The sequence below is a fragment of the Actinomadura geliboluensis genome, from assembly GCF_005889745.1.
Lineage (GTDB): Bacteria > Actinomycetota > Actinomycetes > Streptosporangiales > Streptosporangiaceae > Spirillospora > Spirillospora geliboluensis.
On record NZ_VCKZ01000098.1, the window covers coordinates 1 to 23,388 of the forward strand.

The window sequence follows — 23,388 nt, forward strand, 5'->3', positions numbered from 1 at the left end:
GCGGTCGGCCACACGAAGGCGTGCGTGTACCAGGCGGCCGAGCCGCCGCGGCCGAGCCGCCTGCCGTAGGTGACCGCGATCGCGGCGAGATGCGCTCCGGGGCCGGACCGGTCGGCGGCGGAGTCGTGGATCTCACCCAGCAGCAGCCGGGCCGGCTGGTGCAGTTCCAGCCGCAGGACGAGCGGGCCGCGGCAGCGGGTCGCGGCCCGCGCGACGACGTCCTGGACCAGCGGCGCCACGCGGTCGCTGAGGCTCCCCGCGGCAGGGCCGAGACCCCACGACTGCAGCGCGCCCCGGACGATGCCCCGGACGTTGCCCGCCGCGGTCCGCCCGCCCGGCAGCTGCCAGCGGCCGATGTGCAGCGCCGGCTCCGGAATGGCGGGCGCGGGAACGGTGCTCATGTGCCTCTCCGATCATGAACATGCTCCAGGCCGGTGACCCTCCCGGCCGATGGGCCCGGGCCGGAACACGGGTCGTTGCGTCATGTGCCCGGTCTGCCGGCGCCCATGCGCCAGAGTACGGCCGTTCCCGCGGCCAGGGGCGGTCAGGGTGGATCGGAGTTGGTCAGGCGCGGTCAGGGACGCGGAGCGGGCTTGTCGCGGAGCCGCTGGACGGGGTGCGGGCCCTCGGTCTCCAGCCGGTACTCGTCGCCGAACTTGTCGCGGTGCTCGTCGATGACGCGCTCCTGCGCGCCCCGCTCGGCGTTGATCCTGTCCTGGTACGCCTCGAACCGCTGGTGCGCCTCCTGGACGAAGCCGGTGCCGAGCGTCGTCCAGTCGATCTGGGTGGCGAGCAGTTCGCGGACCAGCTCCTTGTTCGGCTCGAACGTGACCGGTTCGGGCAGCGCCGGCGCCAGCACCGACTCGGGGTCGCGGCCGTCGTGGCGGCGCATCAGGTCGCACGCGATCCGCAGGTGCTCCAGCTCCATGTTCAGGTGGAGCTCCCAGATGTTCTTGATCCGCGGGTCGGTCTCGGTCTGCATGAAGGAGTAGTACAGGTAGCACTCGTTGTACTCGTGGTTGACGAGGCGCTCCCACCACGTCTCGCCCGGGTCGACCAGCGACTCGTAGTGCGTGACGTGCTCCTCCTCCACCAGCCCGATCTCCTGGTAGAGCTGCCGGGCGATCGGCTCCATGTAGAGCGGGCCCATGTTCATGTAGAAGTTCATCGTCTGCTGCTCGGCCGACATGATGGTCAGCGCGTGCAGCTTGGAGATCGGCGCGGCGGCCTCGCGGTCGTAGGGCTGCCGGACGTTGTCGACCGGGTCGCGGTGCTGCTGGTAGCCGGGCCGTCCCGGCATGACCTCGGTGAGCTGGTCGATGACCTTCTCGGCCTTGCGGTGCTCGATGATCTCGTACAGGTTCGCGTACCGGTACAGGTGGTCGAAGTCCTCCAGCAGCCCGAAGTTGTACGACTGCTTGAGGTAGGGGTCGGGCTCCATGCGGGCGACCCAGCCGGTCAGGTCGACGGCGACCTGCTCGTAGGACAGGGTCGTCTCCAGCACCGACGCCTGGCCGGGCAGCAGCCAGTTGACGACCTTCTGCTGCTGCGCCTCGATGTAGCGGACGCTCGCGAGCTGCTGCTTGACCTCGATGTCGGGGCAGACCCGGGCGAAGTGGTGGCTGAACATGATCGCCTCCACCTCGATGCCGTTCATCGTGATGATGCGGCACTTGGTGTAGGGATCGGACTCGTCGGGGTCGATCGGGGCGACGTCGAGCTGCGCCCAGTTGCGCAGCTGGTCGTCCAGCGGGATGCCGCGGTGTTCGAGCGGGTTGAAGGCCAAGGGGCTCACCTTTCCTGCGGATGCTTCGGATGGTCCGGCGGTCGGCCCCTACCCGCGCGATCCGGTTCCGCACGGCTCTCCCCGTCTCCCGACAATTCTTTGCCCAGGCTTCGCCGCGAGCCGCTTACCGGGCCCGGCCGGGGGTACCCGCACCGGACCGGCCGCCGTCCGGGCGGCCGTCCACCGAGGGACCGGGGAAGACAGATGCAGACCACACCCGCCGATGCCGAGACCACCGAGGACGTCGTCGACCTGCTGCGCGCCCAGCACGGCCGGATCAGGGACCTGTTCGACGAGGTGATGCACAGCGAGGGGAGCGCCCGCGAGGAGGCGTTCCGGCAGCTGGTGCGGCTGCTGGCGATCCACGAGACGGCCGAGGAGGAGATCGTCCACCCGGCGGCGCGGAGCCTGCCGGGCGGCGACGGGATCGTGGACGACCGGCTCGCCGAGGAGCGCGAGGCCAAGGAGCTGCTCGCCGAGCTGGACGGCATGTCCCTCGACGACCCGCGGTTCATGAAGTCGCTCGACAAGCTGCGCATGGACGTGCTGACGCACGCCCGCGCCGAGGAGCGCTACGAGTTCGACCGGCTCAAGGTCCAGTTCAGCCCCGCGCAGCTCAAGGGCTTCGCCGCCGCCGTCCGCGCGGCCGAGGCGACCGCGCCGACGCATCCGCGTCCGGGCACCGAGTCGGCGGCCAAGAACATGCTGGTCGGCCCGATGGCGGCCGTGGTGGACCGCGTCCGCGACATGATCCGCGACGCCCGCAAGGGCTGACGCACGGCGCTCAGCAGCTCCCGGCCCACGAGCATTCGAGCCGCTGGCCCGTGCCGGAGCGCCGCCGTGCGGGCGGCGGGGTGCCGCCGGCGAGGCGGACGGCGATCCGGTCCTCGACGTCCTTGGGCGCGCCGCCCGCGTAGCCGTTGAGGATCACCGAGAAGACCAGCGGGCGCCCGGCGGGGCCGGTCACGTAGCCCGACAGCGCCGTGGCGCCGGTCAGGGTGCCGGTCTTGGCGTGCACGTTCCCGGCGGCGGGCGTGCCGCGCATGCGCGAGGCGAGGGTGCCGCCGGCCGTCCGGTCGGGGTCGCCGGCGACCGGCAGCGCCCGGTACCAGGCCGGGAACCACGGCGCCGTCCGCACCCGTTCGAGGAGGGTGCTCACGTCCCCGGCGGTGGTGCGGTCGCGCCGGGACAGCCCCGACCCGTCGGCCATCTCCAGCCGGTCGGACGGGACGCCGAGGGAGCGCGCGTACCGCTCGATCACCGGGAGCCCCGCGTCCCAGCTGCCCTGGCCCGCGGCCTTCCGCCCGATCGCCTTCACCAGGATCTCGGCGATCATGTTGTTGCTGAGCTTGAGGAACGGGACCATCAGCCGCGACAGCGGCATGGACGCGCGGGACGCGAGCACGGCGGCGCCCGCGGGCGTCCGGCCGCGCTCGACGTCGCCCTTCACCTGGACGCCGTGGGCCCGCAGCGCCCGCCGGAAGACGTCCGCCGCGTACAGGGTCGGCTTCCTGACCGTCCGCAGCTCGGTGAGGGGCGCGGCATCCGCCGGATACGAGCCGCTCACCACGATGGTGTCGCTCCCGACGGCACGGTCGATCTCCAGCGTGGACGGCGAGCCGGCCCGTCCCGTCACCGCCCTGTTGGCGATCTTGACGGTGCCGGTGGCGGGGCTGAGCCCGACCCGGACGGGCTTGCCCACCGCGCCGGGCCGCACCGACACGTCGACCGTCCCGGCGTCGAAGTCGTCGTTCGGTGAGACCGTCAGTGCGGAGATCGGCGCGGCGTAGTAGTACTGCAGGTCGTCCGGGTCCCAGTGGGACGGGGTCCGGACGGCGTCGAACCAGGTGTCGTCGGCGACCAGGTCGCCCTCCACCCGCCGGACGCCCTTCGCGGCGACCTCGGCGGCCAGCCGGTCGTAGTCGGCGGCCCGCGTCGTCGGGTCACCGGTCCCCTTCAGGTACAGATTCCCCTTGACGGACGAACCGGACACGGCGGTGGCGTGCACGCTCGTCCGGAACCGGTACCCGGTGCCGAGCAGCGACAGCGCCGCGCTGGAGGTGTAGAGCTTCAGGTTCGAGGCGGGCAGCACGGGCGTGCCGGCGCCGCGCGCGTACCGGACCGCGCCGCTGCGGGCGTCGCGCACCACCACGCCGACGGCGGCGCCGTCGAGCCGAGGGTCGGCGAGGATGGCGTCGAGGTCGGTGCGCAGGTCGCCCGGTGCGGCCGCCCGCGCAGGGACGGCGGGCGCGGTGAGCGCCACGACTCCGGCGATCAGGACCGACGGGATCCGCGCATGGTGACCGAGCATGAGCCGAGCGTAAGCCCCCGTCGCCCGCCGTCAAGGACCCGACACCCGTGGGACTCGCGGCCGCGCCCGGTGGCACTGAGACGTCGGCAAGAAGCGAGCCCGCGCATCAGCGCCACGCGAGCGCCGCCCTATCTGACGGCGCAGGTGCGCGTGCGCGGCCACTGATCAGTCAGCCGGCGTATTCGCTGATCTTGCGCAGCAGGGCGACGAGCTGGTCGCGCTCATCGGCGGCCAGCCGCCCGAAGAGGCGCTCGCCGACGTCGGCGCCGACGCGGCGGGCGCGGGCAAGGGTCTGCGTTCCGGTTCGAGTCAGTGTGATCGCGTAGGCGCGCCGGTCCTCCGGGATCCGCTCGCGGCGGACCAGGTCGGCGCGCTCCAGCTCGTCCACGCTGCGCACCATCGTGGACTTGTCGATGCCGGTCAGGTCGATGAGGCGGCGCTGGCTGGACGGCCCGTACATCTCCAGGGCGAGCAGCATCGCGTACTGGCGCACGTCGATGCCCAGCGGGCGCAGCTCGTCGTTCATGCTCTGCCGGCTCCGGTTGTGCGCGGCCGCCAGGAGCATGCCGACGCCGACATGCCGGATGCCGGGGTCGTCGTCCGTGGCCAGGATCCGTTCGAGCAGCTCGTCGAGCATGGACCCATGATAGGGCGGTCTGATATCGTCTCATCTGAGACTTTCTCATTAGAGAACATGGTGGGCGGCGCATCATCGAGGGAGAAGCGCATGCCCGAACTGACCCGCCGCCGCGCCCTGCAGGCGACCGGCCTGACCGCGGCGATGGCCGCCGTCCCGGCCCGGGCGGCCGCCGCCCCGCACAGGGCTCCCCGCGGCAGGATCGACACCCACCACCACGCCGTCCCGCCGAAGATGCGGGAATGGGCGGTCGAGCAGGGCATCATCCCGCCGGAGGGCGGCCCCGCCTGGGCCCAGTGGACGCTGAAGAGCACCCTGCGGGTCATGAACGCCAACGGCATCGCCGCCGGCGTCGCGTCCGCGCCCGTCCCGGCCGAGATCTTCCAGGACCGCGCGACCGCCGTCTCGGGCGTCCGGGCGTGCAACGAGTCGCTGGCCGAACTGGTGCACGACCACCCCACGCGCTTCGGCTTCTTCGCCAACGTCGCGATGCTCCACCCCGACCTGGCCATTCAGCAGGCCGCCCACGCACTGGACGACCTCGGCGCGGAGGGGGTCCTGCTCAACACCTCCGCCGACGGCCACTACCTCGGCGACCCGATGTTCGAGCCGCTGTTCGCCGAACTCGACCGCCGCCGCGCGGTCGTGTTCACCCACCCGGTCGCGCCCAAGGGCATCGTCGAGGTGCCCCTGGTCGGCGACTGGCTCGCCGACTTCCTGCTCGACACGACCCGCACCGCGCTGAGTCTCATCGCCGCGGGCACCCTCGACCGGCACCCCAACGTGTCGATCATCTTGTCCCACGGCGGCGGGTTCCTGCCGTACATGGCGGGCCGCGCCGAACGCTGGGGCCGCGAGGACGACGGCCCGAACCCGGCGAAGATCCGTCCCGCGCTCCGCCGCTTCTACTACGACACCGCGCTGCCGACGTCCCCGTACGCCAGCCCGACCCTGCTCAACGCCGTGGGCGCCGACCGCGTCCTGTTCGGCACCGACTGGCCCGCCAACTCCGCCCGCGAGGTCACCCTCAACACCAGGGACTTCGACCGCGACCCGGCCCTGAGCCGCCGCGCCCACCAGGCCGTCACCAGGGACAACGCCCTCCGCCTCCTGCCGAAGCTGGCCGCCCGCCTCAGGTGACCAACCGGTCGATCTCGTCGAGGACGAACTCCGCGTGCGGACGCACCCGTCCTCGCAGCGCCTCGGTCCAGGTCTCGTCGGCGTAGTGGCTGCCGAGATACAACCGCCGGGCGTGCGCGAGGACGGGACGGTGTTCGGGCGGGAGCCGGTCGAGGGCCCACTCGGCGGCGGCGTCCTTCGACTTGATCTCACCGGTGGCGAGCGTCGTCCAGATGCGCGCCAAGGTCAGCAGGACGTTGCGGGTGTCGTCGTCCAGCTCGTCGAGCAGTTCGGGGATGCCCGCGACGCTGGCCCGGACCAGATCGGAGTGCGGGACGGGCGCGAGAACCTGACCCGGCCGGGGGCCGATCAATGGACGGTCCCCGGCCAGCACCATCGTGATCAGCAGCGCCAGATCGGGCATCGGCTCCGGCTGGGGGACCTTCCCCGCCTCGTACTCATCGCGCAGCCACTCGCCGTACAGGAAGTCGCATACGGGCGGGTAGCGCCAAGGCCGCACCTCGGACTGGACGACCACGACGAGCTCGACCGGCCGGACGTCGTCCCTGATGCCGGAGATGCCGAGCAGACCGTCCAGCAGCGCCCGCCGCTCCTGCTCGTCCAGTGACCGCCGTGAGACGACCAGCACGTCCACATCACTGGCCGGCTTGAGCCCGCCGAGCACAGACGACCCGTGAAGATAGGCGCCGACGACGTCCCCGCCCAGCACACTCTCAGCGAGTTCCACAACACCCCGAAGCTGATTCACCGCACGCGCCCCTTTCTCTGCACAGCTTCTAATGCTGCACGCGGACGACGAGCTTGCCCGTAGCGCGGTTGTGCTCCATGTCGTCGTGGGCCTGCCTCACCTGCTCCAGGCCGTCGTAGACGCGATCGACGGGGAAGTTCAGCCGGCCCTCCGCCACCGCGTCGAGGATCTCTTGGAAGACCTCGCGGGGCAGGTCCCCGACATCGCCGAAGTAGCCCGCCAGGCGCACGCCCCTCGGCAGGTACTCGTTCGGCGAGAAGTCCCGCACCGTCCACTCGTTGGAGAGACTGCCGCCGAAGCAGGCCGTGCCGTGCACGCGCACCGCGCGCAGGGTGTCGGGCAGGGTCGGCGTCCCGACGAGATCGAGCGCGGCGTCCACACCGTCCGGAAAGAGCTCACGGACGGCCGCCGCGACCTCGCCGGTGTCGAGCAGCGGATGGTCGACCCCGCGCTCCGCCAGGAAGGCAAGACGATCGGCCCGCCGGGTGGTGGACAACACCGTGGCACCACGCCAGCCCGCAAGCGCAGCCGCGGCCAGCCCCACCGACGACGTCCCCCCACGTATCAGTACGGTCTGCCCCGGCTGCAAATCCAAGCCCGTGGTGAGCGAACCGTAAGCGGTCTGCACCATCTCCGGCAGCGCACCCAACAGCTCCCAGGGCAGGTCGGTGTCCACAGGAAGGACCTGGGCCACCGGCACCGACGTGTACTCGGCATAACCGCCGTCGTAGGTGCGCCCCATGTCGCCCATCATCGCGACGACCTTCTGCCCGACGCTCAGCCCACTCCCGTCCGGCGCCGCGTCAACCGTCCCGACGGCCTCGATACCCGGCACGCGAGGAAAGGCGACACCCTCGCTCACCCCCAGCCGAAGCTTCAGTTCCGAACGGTTGAGCCCGAACGCCTCGACCCGGATGCGCACCCACCCGTCCCGCTCAGGCGGCAGCGGCAACGTGACCACCCGCAGGTTGTCCACAGGCCCCGGCGCAGAAAGACGAACGGCACGCATACTCGACGGCGAGGACGTCATCGAATCACCTTCCCTCCGCGCCACCCCAACCCCACCCACCGCCTTGCCATTCCTCTTCGGCCAGGGCGTCAGCGGGCCGCGTCGGTACGTGTTCGGTTCTGCGGCGGTGGTTCGCCGATGGGGGTGTTCTGTGCCGCCGCGAGCCACCATCGCCCGGCCCGTTCGACGAGGACGTACAGTGCCATCTCGGAGAATCCACCGGTGTCGGCCGCCTGCCGGCGGATGTGCGTCACCACCACGCCGGGCGCGGGGGTGAGTGCGGTGACCACCTCGAACCGTGACGGCGGTGCGGCATTCCCCCTCATGAGCCGTCGATGGATGGCGTTCAGTTCGGCGTAGCCTGCCACGGTCGCCCCGTAGGGACTGCCCCACAGCACGTCCGCCGCGAAGGCCGAGTCGTAGAGGTCGGCATCGCGGGTCTCACCGGCCCGCTGCAGTATCGCGGCGAAGTCGGCTGCGACCGTCTGCGCGTTCACGGGCGCTTCGGGGTCGTTCAGGGCGGGTCGCGTCTTCATGGTTCGTCTAACCGCCGGTTTCGAGGTAGGCGCGGATGTGGTCGGTGACCCAGGGGGTGGGGCTGTCGAGGATCTCGTCCTCGGGCGCCGTCATTGCCCGCTCCTCTCGGCGGCGCGGCGGGCCGTGGCCGTCCGGTGGAAGACGGGGATCAGCACAGCTCCGACGGCCACGTGGGCGAGAGCGAGCACCGCCTTGCTGCCGCCGGTGGCCTCCACGCCGGTGACGGGCAGGAACGACACCGCGAGCAGCGCCAGGGCGGCGGCCGTCCAGATCCGGCCCGCCAGCGGCGTCACCCGCTCCAGCGCGGCCAGCAGCGCCCAGCCGAGCAGCGAGGGGACCAGGGCGAAGACGCCGATAGCAGCCGCCCCCAGGTCCCGCGGCTCTTGTCCTTCCTGCTGGACGACCAGGTCATGGCCCAGCAGCGGTTCCCCCACCGCCCAGACCGCCAGCGCGGCCGCGACCGCACCCGCCACGGCCAGTGCCCGTGCACGTCGCGTGCTCCGAAGGCCCGCGCGCCCGCTCGCGCTCACTTGCGTCATCACGACATCTCCTTCAGCTGCTCCACAGTTCAGTTCCTGAAGCTTTGGCCCGGAGCGTAGCATTTACTTCAGGAGCTGAACAGTTCAGCCGCTTAAGCGGCGGCTATGCTGGCCGCATGAGCTCCGATGCCGACGCCGCCGCCGAAACCGGTACCGGTGGCGATGCGGATGCGGTCGTGGCCGAGCTGAGCGGCCTGGTCTTCGAGGTCACCGGGCGGCTGCGCGCGCAGTTCAACGCCGCCGCGGCACAGCTCGACCTTCCCCCGGCCCAGGCGCTCGTCCTGACCAACCTGTCCGGCCCCGCCCCGATGCGCCGGCTGGCCGACTGGCTGTCATGCGAGCCGTCGAACGTCACCGGCATCGTCGACGGCCTGGAACGCCGCGGCCTGGTGACCCGCCGCCCCGCCCCGGACGACCGCCGCGTCAAACACGTAGTGCTCACCGAAGCCGGCGAGCACAAACGCCGGGAGTTGCGCTCCAGCACCCACTCGCTGGCCCGGACCTTCTTCGAACTCCCCGGCTCCGACCAGCAGCACCTCCGCGACCTGCTGGCACGCCTCCTGGCCGGCCCGGCGAGCACAGACCCCCAATCCGACTGACCCCCGAAACCCCATTACCTACCGGCCGCCGTCAGCCGCGCCCCGAAAAGCCGATCACCCGGGCAGCGTGCTACTCCCGCGCGCCATCGGCGGGGGCCACGGGAGGGCCGTCCGGGCCGCTGTCACGGTGGGGCCACTGGGCCGACTCGTCCCGCCGCAACCGTGAGATTTCCTCCATGCGGTCACCCGCGATGATGACCTGCGTGACGTCGACCGCGTTCTCATCCTTGGCGCTGTAGCTGATGCGCACGATCTCCCACACGGGCAGTTCGACGGGGATGAGCAGCGACTTGGCCTCATCGGTGGTGGGCATGCGCACTCGTCGGCGCTCAAGCCACTCCAAAGGCCCATGCCCCTTGGCCTCGATGGCATCGATCCAAGCTCCGGGTCCGGTGCCGTACGGCTCCTCGACCTCGGGCACTTCGGCGGTGATGCGCGGATGAATCCAGGTCGTGGAGATCTGGAACGCGGGTTCACCCTCGGGGCCGGTGACGCGTAGGCGTCTCATGACGGGTTCACCGACAGGCACGTTCAGCATGTGAGCGAGGCGGGGGTCGTTGAGCGGAGCGATGCCGACATCCGGCTTGCCATGGTGCACCCACAGCTCGTTGCCCATCGCTGCGGGGAAGCTGTAACCGCCGGTGAACTCCCTGCCGTCCCTGGCGTGGCGGCTGTTGCGCTTGACGAGGTCGGTTCGGATGACGGTCTTGCGGTGTTTGGGCCGGACAACGGTCCCCCGGCGGGGCACCGAGACGAGACGGCCTTCCCTCGCCAGCTTGCCGACCGCGCGCGCCACGGCGTTGCGGCTGGCGCCGTAGTGGCTCGCGAGCTTCTCCATCTGCGGAAGGGTCTCGCCAGACTGCCACTCACCTGCATCGATACGTCGGAGCAAGTCATCGGCGATCTCGTTGTACCGCGCTGACCCCACGTGTTCAGCTCCTCGCGTTGGGCGGATTTGTTGAATCTTATTGACGCGCACGCAGCCTACCGGCACCATGAACCCGGGACGTGATTTGTTGAAGCAAATCGCGTCGGGATCATCTTGCCGATCTCGGAGAGAAGTACCCGGATATGTCAGACACGACCCGCCAGACCGGCCGCCCGGCGGCCGAAGACCACCGACTGCCGAACCCAGACCCGGCGGTAGGTGCCGGATCCAGAGCAGATGCTAGAGGCATGCCACTGGCCGAGCTGGCCGTACAGCTCACCAGGCTGGGATACCGGACGGAGCTGCACGGAAGGAGGCTGCTGGCGTCGTTCGGGGTGCGGCGCGAACTGGTGATCGCGTGCGACGGACGGCGGTTCCGCTGGAGCGGCGAGAGCGGGAACGTGATCGGGGACGTCGGTCACGAGGCGGCGGCGGCCGAACGCGCCGGGCTGGTCCTGCGGCAAGTGGCGAAGTGGTCGTGATGAGCGGCCACGAGGTGCGGGGGTGCATCAGCACGTCCCACGAGCTGGACACCGAATTTCTGGCGGCGAAGACGGCTCCCGGGCAGGTTCGGTCGCTGGTCGAACTGCGCCTGGCGTCGTGGGGGCTGGCGTGGCTGGCCGACGACATGACGTTGATCGCCAGTGAGCTCGTGACGAACGCTGTGGTCCACGGGGCGCGAGGCGGGCGGATCCGGGTGCGGCTCCAACTGGAGCATGCCGGGGTCCTGCTGGCGGTGTGGGACCCCTCGGACCGCAGCCCTGTGCGCAAGCGTCCCCTGGAGGCGGTGCTGGGCGACGCGGCCCCCGACGCGGAGGCTCTGGGCTCCGACCGCGACGACAGCACGGGCGGCCGGGGCGTGCCGATCATCCAAGCGCTGGCGGACGAGTGCGGGGTGACCCCGACGACCGACCCGGCCGGAAAATGGGTCTGGGCCCGCGTGTCGGTGGCGCGGCGGGCGGCAGGCGTTCAGAAGGGGCCCGCATGAGGGCGCGGAATTTGGTCAGATCGATCGGCCGGTGGCGGCTGGTCCTGGACGCCCGGACGCTGGGAAACCATGACGTGGCGGTGCGGCGTTTGGAGACGCTGCGGGTCGCGGCGATGCCACTGGGCTGGCGGTGCGTGGGTCTGTACGACAGGCGCGAGTTCCGGTTCCCGGTGCCGCTGTTGTGGGTGTACGCCAGCGGGCACGCCGAGGACATCGGGGCGGTGGTGACGGTCCGGGCGCTGCCGGGTGGAACGTGGGGCTACTTCGAGGCGGGCGACTGGCGGGTGGGCTTCATCGCCCCCTGCGGGGACGTCAAAGAGGCGGCCGGTGCCCTGGACGCGCTGTTGAAGCATCGCCTGTTCGCGGTGCGGGAGTGGGCCTGACCGGAGCGCGGCCCACGCTGGACGCTCAGAGAGCGGTGGCGGTTCGGATCAAGGTGGCCAGGGGCTGGGAGCGGCTGTGGGGCGGCCATGCGATCACAGTGGTCACCCTTGGAGCGTCCAGGACGGGCACAGTGACCAGGTCTTCACGCAGGTGGCTGCGGCACGTCTCCGGCAGGATCGCGGCTGTGCGGCCTAGCGCGATCAATTGAAGCAGCTGCACTTGGTCATGCACCTCGGGGCCTGGGCCGTCCGGGTATACGCCGTCAGCACGGGGCCAGCGCGGGAGGGGCAGGTCGGGCAGCCCGGTGACGTCGGCCATGTGCAGGTGGGTCCGGGTGCTGAGGGGATGGCCCGCCGGGAGGACGGCGACCTGGCCCTCCGTCCGCAGCTCCTCGGTGTCGAACCCGGCCGTCGAGTCGAACGGCAGATGCAGAAGCGCCACGTCGGCCCGGCCGTCGCGCAGTAGCCGCTCCTGCTCGCCGGGCGCGCACAGCTGGACATCGACGGCGACCGCGCCGGGTTCGGCGGCGTAGGCGTCGAGCAGCTTCGCCAGCAGTTCGCTGGTCGCTCCGGCCTTCGTGACGAGAACCAGGCTGGGCTCGGTGTGCGCGGCGCGGCGGGTGCGGCGGTCGGCGGCGGCGACCGCGTCGAGTGCGGCGCGTCCCTCGTGCAGGAGGACGCGGCCGGGTTCGGTCAGCGCGATGGTGCGGTTGGTGCGGTCGATCAGCGTCACGCCGAGCCGGCGTTCGAGCTGCTGGATGGCCCGGGAGAGGGGCGGCTGCGCGATGCCGAGGCGCTCCGCGGCCCGGCCGAAGTGCAGTTCCTCGGCGACGGCGACGAAATACCGCAGCTCCCGCGTCTCCATGGCGTCCACGATACCCGCGAGGTATCGCAGCCCACCCAAACGGTGTTGGAAGGACGGCCTGGGGCGCGTCCAGCATGGGGGCATGAGCGAACAGACGATCGCGCTGGTCACCGGCGCGAACAAGGGAATCGGCTACGAGATCGCGGCCGGGCTCGGCGCCCTCGGGTGGAGCGTCGGCGTCGGCGCGCGGGACGAGGCACGCCGGGAGGCCGCTGTCGAGAAGCTGAGGGCGGAGGGCGTCGACGCCTTCGGCGTGCCGCTCGACGTCACCGACGACGCGAGCGTGCAGGCCGCCGCCGCGCTGATCGAGGAGCGGGCCGGACGGCTGGACGTCCTCGTCAACAACGCTGGCGTGACGGGCGGCGGCCCGCAGGAGCCCACGAGGGTGACTCCCGAGATCATGCGGGCGGCCGTGGAGACCAACGTGATCGGCGTCATCCGCGTCACGAACACGATGCTGCCGCTGCTGCGCCGGTCGGCGTCCCCGCGCATCGTGAACATGTCGAGCACGGTCGGCTCCCTGACGCGGCAGTCCATGCCCGACGGGGAGACGGGCCCGATCTCCGCCGCGTACGCGCCGTCGAAGACGTTCCTCAACGCGGTCACCGTCCAGTACGCCAAGGAGCTGCGCGGCACCGGCATCCTGATCAACGCCGCCTGCCCCGGCTTCTGCGCGACCGACCTCAACGGCTTCCGCGGCGTCCGCACCCCCGAGCAGGGCGCCGCGACCGCGATCCGCCTCGCCCGACTCCCCGACGACGGCCCGACCGGCGCCTTCTACGACGACAACGGCGAAATCCCCTGGTAACCGGCCACGGCGCCCGATGACAGGTCGTTGTTACCGCACAGCGTCCAGCGGCATGGTCAGTGCGGCGGCAAGGCGGGTGAGGAGCGGCGGGGTGGGAACCGAGTCACCGCCTTCGATGATGCAGATCTGGGACTGGGTCATGCCGGCGCGGCGAGCCAGCTCGGCCTGGGAGATGCCCAGCTCGACGCGACGGTCATGAACGGCCTGACCGAGCGCCAGAGCACGTCCGGCCTCGACGTAGGACGGCGACTCCTCGACCGTCTCCCCCAAGAGCCTCTTCGTCCGGCGGGTCTTCCACCGGGAATGGTTCATCACGTGTCCTCCTTACCCCAGCCCGCATGATCGGCGGGACTAGACGCGGAAGGTTCGCATTTGGAGGGCGAGGGTGGCGTAGTAGCCGACGAGGGTGGTCAGTTCGAATACCGTCTCGCGGTCCAGGGGTGGGACGCAGGCTGACCAGGTTTCGTCGTCTACGTCGCCGGTCGTTAGGGCGCGGGTTAGGCGGAGGACGGCGGCCTCGTGCGGGTCGGCCAGGGCTAGTGGGGCGCTGGCGGCTATGGCGGCCAGTTCCTCCTCTGTGAGGCCGGCCGCGCGGCCTACGGCCTCGTGGGCGGTGCGTTCGAACTCGCTGTCCCAGGCGGCGGCCACGACCAGGATCGCCATCTCGCGGGACCGTCCGCTGAGCGCTCCCTCGTAGCGGATGGCCGCGCCGAGGCGTTGCAGGGCGTCGCCGAGGGCGGGACGCAGCAGGAACTCGTTGAAGGGGCCGGCCAGGACGCCCGAGTCCGAGACGAGGTCGAACAGGCGGGGGCCCTTGGCGCGCGGGCCCTCGGTGATCGACCGGTAGACGGCCAGGCGGTCGGCGTCCAGTTCGTCCGGTGTGAAGGGGTGCTGCCGCGCGGTGGCTTCGGTGTCCTTCAATGTGTCCTCAGTCTGGTGCTGATGTCGTCGGCGGTCTCGCGCAGGCGGTCGAGGATCTCGCCGTGCAGGTCGGCGTTGGAGCGGCGCATCGCGGAGACGGCGACGTTCACTGCGGCGGCCGGGGCGTCGTCTGAGCCGAACACCGGGACCGAGACCGAGCGGAGGCCCTGCGCTAGTTCCTCGTCCTGTACCGCGTAGCCGTCGCGGCGGATCTGTTCTAGCTGGGCGCGCAGGGCGGACATGTTGGTGACCGCGTTGGGGCCGGCGCCCGGTGGTAGGGACGCGTCGGTGATACGCCGGTCAAGGTCGTCCTGCGGCAGGTAGGCGAGTAGCACCTTGCCCATGGACGTGTAGGGCGCGGGCAGTGTCGAGCCCACGTGCACGTTGGCGGTGACCAGGTCGGCGTTGCGCAGCCGTGCGAGGTACAGGACGCGGTCCTCGACCAGGACGCCGAGGTTGACCGTCTCGCCGGTCGCCTCCGCCAGCAGGCGCAGGGGGCGGTCGCTGAGCTGCACCAGGCTCGACCCGCGCATCGCCGCCGAGCCGAGCGTCAGCACCTTCACCCCCGGCTGGACGGACCCGTCGTGCCGCCGCTCCAGGTAGCCGAGGTCCTCCAGCGTGGAGACGATCCGGAACGCCGTGGGCATCGGGATGCCGGTCATGGCGGCGATGTCGCTCGTGCGCAGGGAGAGCGTCGGCCCGTCGAACAGGCTCAGCACCTGCAGCCCCTTGGCCAGGGCCGCGATGTGGTACCGCGACCGGTCGCTTGACGTCATGACCGGTCCCGCCGATACTCTTGGATCGTGAAATTAACTTTCACACAATGAAAGTACCTGAGAGAGGCGAGGGGCCGCAAGTGGACGATTGGCTGGGCCTGCGCGGCTCCCGCGTGCTCGTGCTCGGCGCGGGCGGGATCGGCGCGGAGTGCGTCCGCGGCTATCTGGACGCGGGCGCCGCCGTCACCGCCGTCGACCGCGACCCCGCGCGGCTCGACGCCCTGCCCTCGGGCCCCGGCGGGACGAAGCCGCACACGCTCGCCGCCGACCTGACCGAGCCGGGCGCGGGAGCCGCCGCCGTCCGGCACGCGGTGGAGGCGATGGGCGGCCTGGACGTCCTGCTGCACTGCGTCGGCGTCAACGACCGGCGGCCGATCCTGGAGTTCACCGAGGACGAGTGGGACGGCATGCTCCGCACCAACCTGTCCACCGCGTTCGGCGCGGCGCAGGCGGCCGGCCGGCACATGATCGACGCCGGTGGCGGGCGGCTGGTCTTCCTGTCGTCGGTGTCGGGGCATCTGGCGCACAAGAAGCACGGGCCCTACGCCGCGTCCAAGGGCGGCATGAACCAGATGATGCGGGTGATGGCGGCCGAGTGGGCGTCCCACGGGGTGACGGTGAACGCGGTCGCGCCCGGCTACGTCGAGACGCCGCTCACCGCCGAGTACCTCGCGCGGCCCGGCGTCCGCGATGATCTGGTGCGCCTGGTCCCCGCCGGGCGGCTGGGCACGGCGGCCGAGGTCGTCGGCCCGATCCTGTTCCTTTCCTCGCCGCACGCGTCGTTCATGACCGGTCACGTCATGTACGTCGACGGTGGCCGCACGCTGGTCTAGGAGGACCCATGAGCACGGAGCAGAAGATCTTCCCGCGGTTCGCCGGGAAGACGGTGCTGGTCACGGGGGCCGGCACCGGGTTCGGCGCCGAGATCGCCGTCCGCGCGGCGCAGGAGGGCGCCCGGGTCGGCGTCCACTACAACAGCTCCAAGCAGGGCGCGGAGCGGACGGCCGAGCGCGTCCGGGAGGCGGGCGGCGAGGCGTTCGTCGTGCAGGCCGACATCTCGTCGTGGGACGCGATCCGCGGGCTCGCCGACGAGGTGTTCGCGCAGGCGGGCACGCTGGACGTGCTCGTCAACAACGTCGGGGACGTGGCGACCGAGCAGATGTCGTGGCGGCAGCTGACGCAGGAGTCGCTCGACCGCGTCATCGACGTGGACGTCAAGGGCACGCTGCTGATGACGCACGAGTTCGGCTCCCGGATGCTGGAGCAGGGCCACGGCTGCATCGTGAACATCGGCTCGACGGTGGTCGTGCGGGGCAGCGCGCGGGCCCCGCAGTACGCGGCCGCTAAGTACGGGCTGCTCGGCATCACCAAGTCCTACGCGGCGGCGTTCGCGCCGTCCGTCCGCGTGAACACGTTCGCGCCGGGGTTCATGGAGACCGGCGCCACGCTGGAGCGCGAGGACTGGAAGTCCGGACGCCGCGAGAAGCTCATCGCGCAGACGCCGATGGGCACGATCCCGCCGCCCGAGGTGGTCGCGGGCACGGCCCTGTTCCTCGCCACCGAGGACGCGTCCCACATCACCGGCGCGTACATGCTCGCCGACGGCGGCTTCAACATGGTGGGCGCCTGATGAAGCTGATCACCTTCGACGAGGGACGGGTCGGCCGGCTGGACGGCGACGACGTCATCGAGCTGGACGTCCCGTCCACGCGGGCGTTCTTCGAGCGCGGCGGGACGGCCGCCGAGACCGGGGAGCGGCTGAAGCTGGCGGACGTGAGGCTCCGCGCGCCCATCCGGCCGAAGAAGTTCTTCCACACGGCCGGCAACTTCGCCGACCACCACGAGGAGCTGCAGGCGGTCAACTGGTCGCACCCGGTGCACAAGGGCATCGTGTTCTTCCAGAACGTGGACGCGATCATCGGCCCGGACGACCCGATCGTCTACCCGGAGCACCTCACCCGGGAGCTGGACTACGAGCTCGAGCTCGCCGTCATCATCGGCAAGCCCGGCAAGTTCTTCGGGCCGGACGAGGCCCTGGAGCACATCGCGGGGTTCACGGTGTTCAACGACATCACGGCCCGCGACATCCAGCGCCGCGAGATGGAGTCGGGCGTCTTCTCCTTCAGCAAGGCGATCGACACGTTCTGCCCGATCGGGCCGTGGATCGTCACCGCCGACGAGATCGACGACATGCAGAACCTCGCGATGCAGCTGCGGGTGAACGGCGAGACCCGGCAGACGGGGCACACCAAGCAGATGCGCGTATCGATCCCGCACCTGGTGGCGTACCACTCGCCGCAGACCTACAGCGCGGGCGACATCATCACCACCGGCACGGTCTCGGGCGTCGCCGCCGTCCAGCCGGACCCGTTCGACTTCTACCTGCGTCCCGGTGACGTCGTGGAGGCCGAGATCGAGGGCGTCGGGACGCTGCGCAACCCGGTCGTCTCCTGGCAGGACGCCTACGGCGAGCCCGCGCCGGAGAGGGTCGACTGGTGAGGCTGGCGAACCTGGCCGGGCGCGCCGCGGTCGTCGTCGGGGACGTCGCGGTCGACGTCGCCGACGCCGCGGACGGCCGGTTCTCCGCCGACCCGCAGGAGGCGTTCGCCGACTGGGACGCGTTCCGCTCCTGGGCCGCGTCGCTCGACTCGGCGCGGGGCAGGCCGTTCGACCGGGCGGACCTCGGCCCGCCGGTGCCCCGGCCGCGCCAGGTGTTCGCGATCGGCGTCAACTACGCGGCGCACGCCAGCGAGGCCGGGTACCCGCCCGACACCGCGCCCGTGACGTTCACGAAGTTCCCGAGCTGCCTCGCCGGGCCGGTCTGCGAGGTCGCGCTGCCGTCCGACACGGTGGACTGGGAGGTCGAGATGGTGGTGGCGGTGTCGCGGGAGACCGCCGCCGTCCGCCGCGAGGACGCCTGGGACCACGTCGCCGGGATCATGCTCGGCCAGGACCTGTCCGAGCGGACGTCGCAGCTCGCCGGCGCGAAGCCGCAGTTCAGCCTGGCCAAGTCGTACCCGAACTTCGGCCCGACCGGCCCGTGGCTCGTCACCCCGGACGAGTTCGCCGACCCGTCCGACCTGGCGATCTGGTGCAGCCTGTCCGGGGAGACGGTGCAGGAGGCGCGCACCTCCTCGATGATCTACGACGTGCCGGAGCTGCTCGTCCGGCTGTCGCGGGTCTGCCGGCTGTTCCCCGGCGACCTGGTGTTCACCGGGACGCCCGCCGGGGTCGGCAACGCCCGCTCGCCGAAGCGCTTCATCCGCCCGGGCGAGGTGCTGGTGAGCCGGCTGGAGGGCGTGGGCGGCCTCACCCAGCGGTTCGTCGCGGGCGGGACGTGATGGAGGTCCGCGCGGGCATCGAGTACGCCGACCGGGTCGGCTACCGGCCGCTGCTGCTGGACCTGTACCTCCCGGCGGCGGCGGGCCCGGCGCCGGTGGTGCTGTTCCTGCACGGCGGCGGCTGGCGGCGCGGGTCGCGCCGCGACTTCGGGCACGCGTTCGCCGGATGGCGGCCGTCCCCGTTCGAGCGCCTCGCCCGCGCCGGGTTCGCGGTGGCGGCCGCGGACTACCGGCTGTCGGGCGAGGCGCGCCACCCCGCGCAGCTGGAGGACGTCCGCTCCGCCGTCGGCTGGCTGCGCTGCAACGGCGGCGAGTACGGCTTCGACGGCGCGACGGTCGTGGCGTGGGGCGAGTCGGCGGGCGCGCACCTGGCCGCGCTCGCCGCGCTCACCGGCCCCGGGATCGCCGCAGTGGTCGGCTGGCACGGCGTGTACGACCTGGCCGCGATGCCGGACGGCGGCGCCCCCGGCTCGCGCGAGTCGCTGCTGCTCGGCGCCCCGGTGCGGGACGCGCCGTCCCTCGCGGCGGAGGCCAGCCCGGTCGCGCACGTCCACGGCGGCGCCCCGCCGTTCCAGCTGTGGCACGGCACCGCCGACCGGATGGTGCCGTGCGCGCAGAGCGAGCGGATGGCCGCGGCCCTCCGTGCGGCGGGCGCGCGGGCCGAGTACCGCCCGGTGGCCGGCGCCGGCCACCTCTGGCAGAACGTCCGGGACGTAACGGCGATCTTCGAGGAGTCCCTCGAATTCGCCCAGCGCGCCCGGCGCGCCCGGCAGGTCAGCGCACGCCGAGCTGGCGCGACGGCGACGCCGGCTCCCGGTCCCGCCGGACGGTGAGGAAGCCGATGAGCGCGGCGAGTGCCGCGACCAGTTCACCGGCCAGGCTGATCGTCTTGTCGGCGTACCACTGCGGGTCGTACATGCGGGGGATCGGCCCGAGCTGCCCGAAGTCGACGAAGTAGTACAGCAGGACGGCGCCGGCGGCGCTCGCCGCGACGAGGAACGCGATCGCGTACGTCCATCGCCGCGCCCACGCCAGCACCAGGACGGCGGCGACGGCCGCGGCGATCGCCTGCGCGCGGAAGAGGTCGTCCCCGGGGATCACGTCGTCCGGGGTGTTCGGCCCGGGGGCCATGTCGGGCGCGAAGCGCCAGTGCACGACTGCGTCGGCCGCGAGTCCGGCGGCCACGAGTAGACGAAGAACAATGCCCATAACCATGGCACGGTGATACCGCGCCGCCGGATCAACGGGATGGCACCTTTTCTCCAGGGTTTTCTCCCTGGTTCTCGCGGCCCCGGTAACGGACGGGTGGCAATACCGCTAACGGACATGGCCCGGCCGGTGAACTGTGCAAGGCAAGGTCCCGCAGCGCCGTCCGGGAGATCACGACGGCGGGATCCGCGCCATAGAGTTGCCTGGTAAACGCGTTCCGAAGGCGTCCGACGGTAGAGGGCCCATGAGGCGACCCCTGGTCAGTGTGATCGTGCCGGTGTACGACTGCCGGGGCACGGTGGGCCGGGCGCTGGAGTCGGTCTTCACGCAGAGCCTCCCCGCCGGGCGCGTCGAGATCATCGCGGTGGACGACGGCTCCACCGACGGCGGCGCCGAGCTGCTGGACGGCCTCGCCCGCGACCACGAGCAGCTGACGGTGGTCCACCAGGCGAACTCGGGCGGCCCCGGCGCGCCGCGCAACCGGGGGCTGGAGCGGGCGTCCGGCGAGTACGTGCTCTTCCTGGACGCCGACGACCGGCTGGGCCCGGAGGCGCTGGAGCGGATGACGGCGATGGCCGAGCGCAACGGCACCGACATCGTGCTCGGCCGGCAGGTCGGGACGGGCGGCCGCAAGGTGCCGAGGGTGTTCGGCCGGACGATCGAGCGCACCCACGTCCTCGACCCCGGCTGCGACCTGTTCCCGCGCATGTCGCTCGCCGCGCTCCAGCTGTTCCGCCGGTCGCTGGTCGAGCGGGCGGGGCTGCGGTTCACCGAGGGCCTGCTGTCGCACGAGGACCAGCTGTTCACCACCGGCGCCTACCTGCACGCGAGCGGGGTGTCCGTCCTCGCCGACTACGACTGCTACTACTGGGCCGCCCGGGAGGACGGCACCAGCAGCACGCAGGTGGGCGGCGCGCCCACCGCCGCCGTCCACGAGATCGCGGGGCGGGCGATGGCGCTGGTCGCCGCGCACACCGAGCCGGGCAAGACGCGCGAGCGGCTGCACTACCGCTTCCTGCAACTGGAGGTGTTCGGGCGCCTCGAACGCGGCTACCTCGGCGCGTCCGCCGAGGAGCGCGCGACCGCGCTGGCCGGGGCGCGTGAGCTGCTCGACGCCTGGCTCACGCCGGGGCTGGCGGCCCGCTACGAACCGCACCGCCGGGTGCTCGCCCACTGCGTCCAGCACGGCCTCGCCGAGGAGATGGAAGAGGTCCTGCGCTTCCACCGGAGCGGGGAGCGGCCGAGCGTCCTGCTGGAGGCCGGGCGCGCGTTCGCCCGCTACCCCTACTTCCGGGACGCCGCCCTGGACGTCCCCGACGCCTGCTACGAGACGGTCCCGGTGCTGCGGTCCGCGCTGGACGGCATCGCCTGGGAGGGGTCCCACCTGACGGTCACCGGGACGGTCGTGATCCGCGACGCCGACCAGGGGACGCCGGACGTCCACCTGGTCGTGGAGAACGGCGACGGCGTCCGCCACCGCATCCCGTGCACGACCCGGCCGGGCGAGCCGGCCGGCGACGGCGGCGCCACCGCCTTCACCGCCGCGTTCCGCCCCGCGCCCGCCTCCTGGCCGGACGGCCGCTGGACGCTCGGTGTCGAGGCCGCCCTCGAAGGCCATGTGCTGACCGACGCGCTGACCAAGCCGAGCGGGATGGCGGTGCCGCGCGCCGGGCTCGTCGAGGCGGCGGGCCGGTGGCGGCTCGTCCGGCCGCGTCCCGGCGGCGGGCGCGGCCCGCTCGCGCTGGACGTCGGCGGCGGCCTCACCGTCGCCGACCTGGGCAGCGTCGAGCTGGTCCAGCGGTCGGGGCGGCGGCTGCGGGTGCTGTGCGAGCCGCCGCCGGTGCTGGCGTCCGCCCCGCCGCCGGGGATGAGCGTGCTGCTCCGCCGGGCCGGCGACGACGGCGTCCTCCGCACCCCGCTGGTGACCGATCCCGGCCGGCCCGACCGCCGATTCGCCGACCTGCCGCTCACCGGCGTCCGGCCCGGACGCTGGCGCGCGTCCATCGAGATCGACGGCGTGGGCGGGCCCGTGAAGGTCCGCGTCCCGGACGGCGGCGGCCCGCTCCGGCCGATGACCGCGTCCCTGCTCCCGCCGCGCCGCGCGCACGTGCGGCTCGACCTGGACCCGGTGACCGTGCACGTCACGGTGCCGCTCGCGGCGCGGCTGCGGCGGCTGCGGCGCAGGGCGGCGGCACCGTCTCCGCCCAGGGCACCGGGCATCGACCAGAACGTTGAGGAGGGCACCGCATGACACCCCGCATCACGCCGAGCGCCCAGGTCGACCCGAGCGCGAAGCTCGGCGACGGCACCACCGTGTGGGACCTCGCCCAGATCCGCGAGAACGCCCGGCTGGGCTCGGGCTGCATCGTGTCGCGCGGCGCCTACGTCGGCGCGGGCGTCCAGATCGGCGACAACGTGAAGCTGCAGAACCACGCGCTCGTCTACGAGCCCGCCGTGCTGGAGGACGGCGTGTTCGTCGGCCCGGCCGTCGTCCTCACCAACGACCGGGAGCCCCGCTCGGTGGACCCGGACGGCACGCTGAAGCGCGGCGGCGACTGGGACGCGGTCGGCGTGCACGTCGCCGAGGGCGCCTCGCTCGGCGCCCGCAGCGTGTGCGTCGCGCCCGTCCGGATCGGCCGCTGGGCGATGGTCGCGGCGGGCGCGGTCGTCACCCGGGACGTCCCCGACTTCGGCCTGGTCGCGGGCGTGCCCGCGCGGCGCATCGGCTGGGTCGGCCGGGCCGGGGCACGCCTGACCGAGGGCCCGGACGGGACGTGGGAGTGCCCGCGCACCGGCGAGCGCTACGTCGAGAAGCCCGCCGCCGACGGCGCGACCGTCCTCACCGAGGCGTCCTGAGCGGTCAGGGCTTCGCGTCCAGGGTCCGGTCCTGCCGGGTCGTCACGACGATGTCCGGGTGCAGGCGGGCCAGCCGGCGGCCGAGCGGAACCGACGTCCGGTCCATCACGACGACGCGGGTGAGCCGGGCGGGGTCGAGGCCGCGCAGCACCCGCCGCCGCGCGATCCGGGCCAGCAGCATCGGCCGGACGTGCCGGTAGAACGGCACGAACAGCCGCCGGTGGACGCCGACGGACAGCCGCGTCCGAGCCGTGTTCAGCCGGGCGCCGGGACGGCCGAGCCCCGCCACCGGCCGGACGATGACGCGCGGCATCCGCGTGACGATCGTGTGCTCCAGCCAGGGCAGCGGATGCCGGGCCTCCGCCCGGTCGAGCCGGTGCAGCCGCACCCGCCCGTCCAGCTCGTCCCAGCCGTCCGGTTCCGCCGTCACCAGGTCGACCTGCGCGCCTTCCTCGTCCACGAAGTGGCCGGCCAGGCCGATGATGCGCTTGTACTGGCGCCGGGCGGGGACGCTCGGCTTCGGATCCATGGCGAGCCGGGGATCCAGGGCCAGGACGAGCACCCGCGGAGCCCGCGCGTCGCCGTTCACCGAGAACCACCCCGTCCCGCCACGCCGCGCCTGCGCGCGGCCAGTTCGGTGAGCCGCGCGATGAGCGGCTCCAAGGTCACGTTCCGGGAGAAGCGGCCCGCGTACTCGCGGGCCTCGGCGACCTGCGGCCCGTCCAGCCCGGCCGCGGCCTTCGCCGCCGCCGCCATCGACACGGCGATGTCCGCCGGGTCGAGCCCGCCCGGGTTGAACCAGAGCGGGTAGCCGCGCAGCAGCTCCTCCGCCGCCGACCCCGGGGTGTGGACGGACACGATCGGCCGTCCCGCCGCCATGTACTCGAAGATCTTCCCGGAGGTGACGTAGCGGCCGCCGCCGTTGAGGAACACCAGGACGTCGGAGTCCCGGTAGACGCCGGCGAGGTCGGTCTTGGAGACCGGCCCCCGGTAGCGCACTCCCGGCG

General features: G+C 72.3%; 30 protein-coding genes. 14 read left to right on the top strand and 16 right to left on the bottom strand.

What is annotated here, in order from left to right; all coding sequences use genetic code 11:
- Both ETD96_RS15570 and ETD96_RS15575 read right to left on the bottom strand, forming a co-directional pair.
- The coding region (locus ETD96_RS15570; protein ID WP_205719283.1) for a hypothetical protein at positions 1–401 on the bottom strand (401 nt) is incomplete at its 3' end.
- Between the two features lie 173 nt (positions 402–574).
- On the bottom strand, positions 575–1,786 hold the full coding sequence (locus ETD96_RS15575; protein WP_138637065.1) for a hypothetical protein: 1,212 nt from the start codon (positions 1,784–1,786) through the stop codon (positions 575–577).
- A 204-nt stretch (positions 1,787–1,990) separates the two neighbouring features.
- On the opposite strand from ETD96_RS15575, the gene ETD96_RS15580 reads away from it, so the two are divergent.
- The gene (locus ETD96_RS15580) at positions 1,991–2,560 is read left to right on the top strand and encodes a hemerythrin domain-containing protein (RefSeq protein ID WP_138637066.1); all 570 of its coding nucleotides are present in this window, start codon (positions 1,991–1,993) and stop codon (positions 2,558–2,560) included.
- Between the two features lie 10 nt (positions 2,561–2,570).
- On the opposite strand, the gene dacB is transcribed toward ETD96_RS15580, so the two are convergent.
- Positions 2,571–4,097: a D-alanyl-D-alanine carboxypeptidase/D-alanyl-D-alanine endopeptidase gene (gene dacB, locus ETD96_RS15585; RefSeq protein ID WP_138637067.1), complete on the bottom strand. Its 1,527-nt coding sequence runs from the start codon at positions 4,095–4,097 to the stop codon at positions 2,571–2,573.
- A gap of 169 nt (positions 4,098–4,266) precedes the next feature.
- Positions 4,267–4,734 (bottom strand): MarR family winged helix-turn-helix transcriptional regulator, encoded by a 468-nt coding sequence (locus ETD96_RS15590; RefSeq protein ID WP_138637068.1) that lies wholly within the window; start codon positions 4,732–4,734, stop codon positions 4,267–4,269.
- A gap of 90 nt (positions 4,735–4,824) precedes the next feature.
- Between ETD96_RS15590 and ETD96_RS15595 the strand changes: the two genes are divergently transcribed.
- Positions 4,825–5,874 (top strand): amidohydrolase family protein, encoded by a 1,050-nt coding sequence (locus tag ETD96_RS15595; protein ID WP_205719284.1) that lies wholly within the window; start codon positions 4,825–4,827, stop codon positions 5,872–5,874.
- On the opposite strand, the gene ETD96_RS15600 is transcribed toward ETD96_RS15595, so the two are convergent.
- From ETD96_RS15600 to ETD96_RS15615, 4 genes are all read right to left on the bottom strand, one after another.
- Positions 5,867–6,622, bottom strand: a complete 756-nt coding sequence (locus tag ETD96_RS15600; protein ID WP_138637069.1) for an aminoglycoside adenylyltransferase family protein — start codon at positions 6,620–6,622, stop codon at positions 5,867–5,869. The genes ETD96_RS15595 and ETD96_RS15600 overlap by 8 nt on opposite strands.
- 28 nt (positions 6,623–6,650) lie before the next feature.
- Positions 6,651–7,652, bottom strand: a complete 1,002-nt coding sequence (locus tag ETD96_RS15605) for a zinc-binding dehydrogenase (RefSeq protein WP_138637070.1) — start codon at positions 7,650–7,652, stop codon at positions 6,651–6,653.
- A 68-nt stretch (positions 7,653–7,720) separates the two neighbouring features.
- The gene (locus tag ETD96_RS15610) at positions 7,721–8,128 is read right to left on the bottom strand and encodes a DUF4440 domain-containing protein (RefSeq protein ID WP_205719286.1); all 408 of its coding nucleotides are present in this window, start codon (positions 8,126–8,128) and stop codon (positions 7,721–7,723) included.
- Between the two features lie 129 nt (positions 8,129–8,257).
- The gene (locus ETD96_RS15615) at positions 8,258–8,707 is read right to left on the bottom strand and encodes a DUF6069 family protein (protein WP_138637074.1); all 450 of its coding nucleotides are present in this window, start codon (positions 8,705–8,707) and stop codon (positions 8,258–8,260) included.
- A gap of 116 nt (positions 8,708–8,823) precedes the next feature.
- Here ETD96_RS15615 and ETD96_RS15620 point away from each other — a divergent pair, with 116 nt between their 5' ends.
- Positions 8,824–9,306, top strand: coding sequence for a MarR family winged helix-turn-helix transcriptional regulator (locus ETD96_RS15620; RefSeq protein ID WP_138637076.1), 483 nt, complete (start codon positions 8,824–8,826; stop codon positions 9,304–9,306).
- A gap of 70 nt (positions 9,307–9,376) precedes the next feature.
- On the opposite strand, the gene ETD96_RS15625 is transcribed toward ETD96_RS15620, so the two are convergent.
- Positions 9,377–10,285: a GntR family transcriptional regulator gene (locus ETD96_RS15625; RefSeq protein ID WP_338072555.1), complete on the bottom strand. Its 909-nt coding sequence runs from the start codon at positions 10,283–10,285 to the stop codon at positions 9,377–9,379.
- Positions 10,286–10,482: 197 nt separating this feature from the next.
- Between ETD96_RS15625 and ETD96_RS15630 the strand changes: the two genes are divergently transcribed.
- From ETD96_RS15630 to ETD96_RS15640, 3 genes are read left to right on the top strand one after another with little or no spacing between them, the layout of a single operon-like run.
- Positions 10,483–10,716, top strand: coding sequence for a hypothetical protein (locus ETD96_RS15630; protein ID WP_138637079.1), 234 nt, complete (start codon positions 10,483–10,485; stop codon positions 10,714–10,716).
- Positions 10,716–11,222: an ATP-binding protein gene (locus ETD96_RS15635; protein ID WP_138637081.1), complete on the top strand. Its 507-nt coding sequence runs from the start codon at positions 10,716–10,718 to the stop codon at positions 11,220–11,222. Before ETD96_RS15630 ends, ETD96_RS15635 begins: the two co-directional genes overlap by 1 nt.
- Positions 11,223–11,233: 11 nt before the next feature.
- Positions 11,234–11,605: a hypothetical protein gene (locus ETD96_RS15640; protein WP_138637083.1), complete on the top strand. Its 372-nt coding sequence runs from the start codon at positions 11,234–11,236 to the stop codon at positions 11,603–11,605.
- 25 nt (positions 11,606–11,630) lie between these two features.
- On the opposite strand, the gene ETD96_RS15645 is transcribed toward ETD96_RS15640, so the two are convergent.
- Complete coding sequence (locus ETD96_RS15645; RefSeq protein ID WP_138637084.1) at positions 11,631–12,470, bottom strand: LysR family transcriptional regulator; 840 nt, start codon at positions 12,468–12,470, stop codon at positions 11,631–11,633.
- A gap of 82 nt (positions 12,471–12,552) precedes the next feature.
- On the opposite strand from ETD96_RS15645, the gene ETD96_RS15650 reads away from it, so the two are divergent.
- The gene (locus tag ETD96_RS15650) at positions 12,553–13,278 is read left to right on the top strand and encodes an SDR family oxidoreductase (RefSeq protein ID WP_138637086.1); all 726 of its coding nucleotides are present in this window, start codon (positions 12,553–12,555) and stop codon (positions 13,276–13,278) included.
- A 30-nt stretch (positions 13,279–13,308) separates the two neighbouring features.
- Here ETD96_RS15650 and ETD96_RS15655 read toward each other — a convergent pair whose 3' ends face one another.
- Genes ETD96_RS15655 through ETD96_RS15665 form a run of 3 tightly spaced genes read right to left on the bottom strand, consistent with a single transcriptional unit; the run spans position 13,309 to position 14,975 of the window.
- Positions 13,309–13,590: a helix-turn-helix domain-containing protein gene (locus ETD96_RS15655; protein WP_138637087.1), complete on the bottom strand. Its 282-nt coding sequence runs from the start codon at positions 13,588–13,590 to the stop codon at positions 13,309–13,311.
- A 39-nt stretch (positions 13,591–13,629) separates the two neighbouring features.
- The gene (locus ETD96_RS15660) at positions 13,630–14,199 is read right to left on the bottom strand and encodes a carboxymuconolactone decarboxylase family protein (RefSeq protein WP_205719288.1); all 570 of its coding nucleotides are present in this window, start codon (positions 14,197–14,199) and stop codon (positions 13,630–13,632) included.
- Complete coding sequence (locus ETD96_RS15665) at positions 14,196–14,975, bottom strand: IclR family transcriptional regulator (protein ID WP_138637089.1); 780 nt, start codon at positions 14,973–14,975, stop codon at positions 14,196–14,198. The genes ETD96_RS15660 and ETD96_RS15665 overlap by 4 nt, the downstream gene beginning before the upstream one ends.
- Positions 14,976–15,055: 80 nt before the next feature.
- On the opposite strand from ETD96_RS15665, the gene ETD96_RS15670 reads away from it, so the two are divergent.
- The 5 genes from ETD96_RS15670 to ETD96_RS15690 are packed head-to-tail and all read left to right on the top strand — an operon-like array spanning position 15,056 to position 19,149.
- Entirely contained in the window at positions 15,056–15,808 is a 753-nt protein-coding gene (locus tag ETD96_RS15670; RefSeq protein WP_205719289.1) for an SDR family NAD(P)-dependent oxidoreductase, read from the top strand.
- A gap of 8 nt (positions 15,809–15,816) precedes the next feature.
- Positions 15,817–16,605: an SDR family NAD(P)-dependent oxidoreductase gene (locus ETD96_RS15675; RefSeq protein WP_138637091.1), complete on the top strand. Its 789-nt coding sequence runs from the start codon at positions 15,817–15,819 to the stop codon at positions 16,603–16,605.
- Positions 16,605–17,474 carry a fumarylacetoacetate hydrolase family protein gene (locus tag ETD96_RS15680; protein WP_138637093.1) on the top strand — a complete coding sequence of 290 codons (870 nt, stop codon included), beginning with the start codon at positions 16,605–16,607 and terminating at the stop codon, positions 17,472–17,474. Before ETD96_RS15675 ends, ETD96_RS15680 begins: the two co-directional genes overlap by 1 nt.
- The gene (locus ETD96_RS15685; protein WP_138637095.1) at positions 17,471–18,316 is read left to right on the top strand and encodes a fumarylacetoacetate hydrolase family protein; all 846 of its coding nucleotides are present in this window, start codon (positions 17,471–17,473) and stop codon (positions 18,314–18,316) included. The genes ETD96_RS15680 and ETD96_RS15685 overlap by 4 nt, the downstream gene beginning before the upstream one ends.
- Positions 18,316–19,149 (top strand): alpha/beta hydrolase, encoded by an 834-nt coding sequence (locus tag ETD96_RS15690; protein ID WP_138637098.1) that lies wholly within the window; start codon positions 18,316–18,318, stop codon positions 19,147–19,149. Before ETD96_RS15685 ends, ETD96_RS15690 begins: the two co-directional genes overlap by 1 nt.
- Here the strand turns inward: ETD96_RS15690 and ETD96_RS15695 are convergent.
- Positions 19,091–19,501, bottom strand: coding sequence for a hypothetical protein (locus ETD96_RS15695; RefSeq protein ID WP_138637100.1), 411 nt, complete (start codon positions 19,499–19,501; stop codon positions 19,091–19,093). The genes ETD96_RS15690 and ETD96_RS15695 overlap by 59 nt on opposite strands.
- A 268-nt stretch (positions 19,502–19,769) precedes the next feature.
- Here ETD96_RS15695 and ETD96_RS15700 point away from each other — a divergent pair, with 268 nt between their 5' ends.
- Complete coding sequence (locus tag ETD96_RS15700) at positions 19,770–21,776, top strand: glycosyltransferase family 2 protein (RefSeq protein WP_138637101.1); 2,007 nt, start codon at positions 19,770–19,772, stop codon at positions 21,774–21,776.
- Complete coding sequence (locus tag ETD96_RS15705; protein ID WP_138637103.1) at positions 21,773–22,381, top strand: acyltransferase; 609 nt, start codon at positions 21,773–21,775, stop codon at positions 22,379–22,381. Before ETD96_RS15700 ends, ETD96_RS15705 begins: the two co-directional genes overlap by 4 nt.
- Positions 22,382–22,385: 4 nt before the next feature.
- Here the strand turns inward: ETD96_RS15705 and ETD96_RS15710 are convergent, their stop codons facing one another.
- Both ETD96_RS15710 and ETD96_RS15715 read right to left on the bottom strand, forming a co-directional pair.
- Positions 22,386–22,970, bottom strand: a complete 585-nt coding sequence (locus ETD96_RS15710; protein ID WP_138637105.1) for a hypothetical protein — start codon at positions 22,968–22,970, stop codon at positions 22,386–22,388.
- On the bottom strand, positions 22,967–23,388 hold a 422-nt coding region (locus ETD96_RS15715), incomplete at its 5' end, for a glycosyltransferase (protein ID WP_138637107.1). The genes ETD96_RS15710 and ETD96_RS15715, both read right to left, overlap by 4 nt.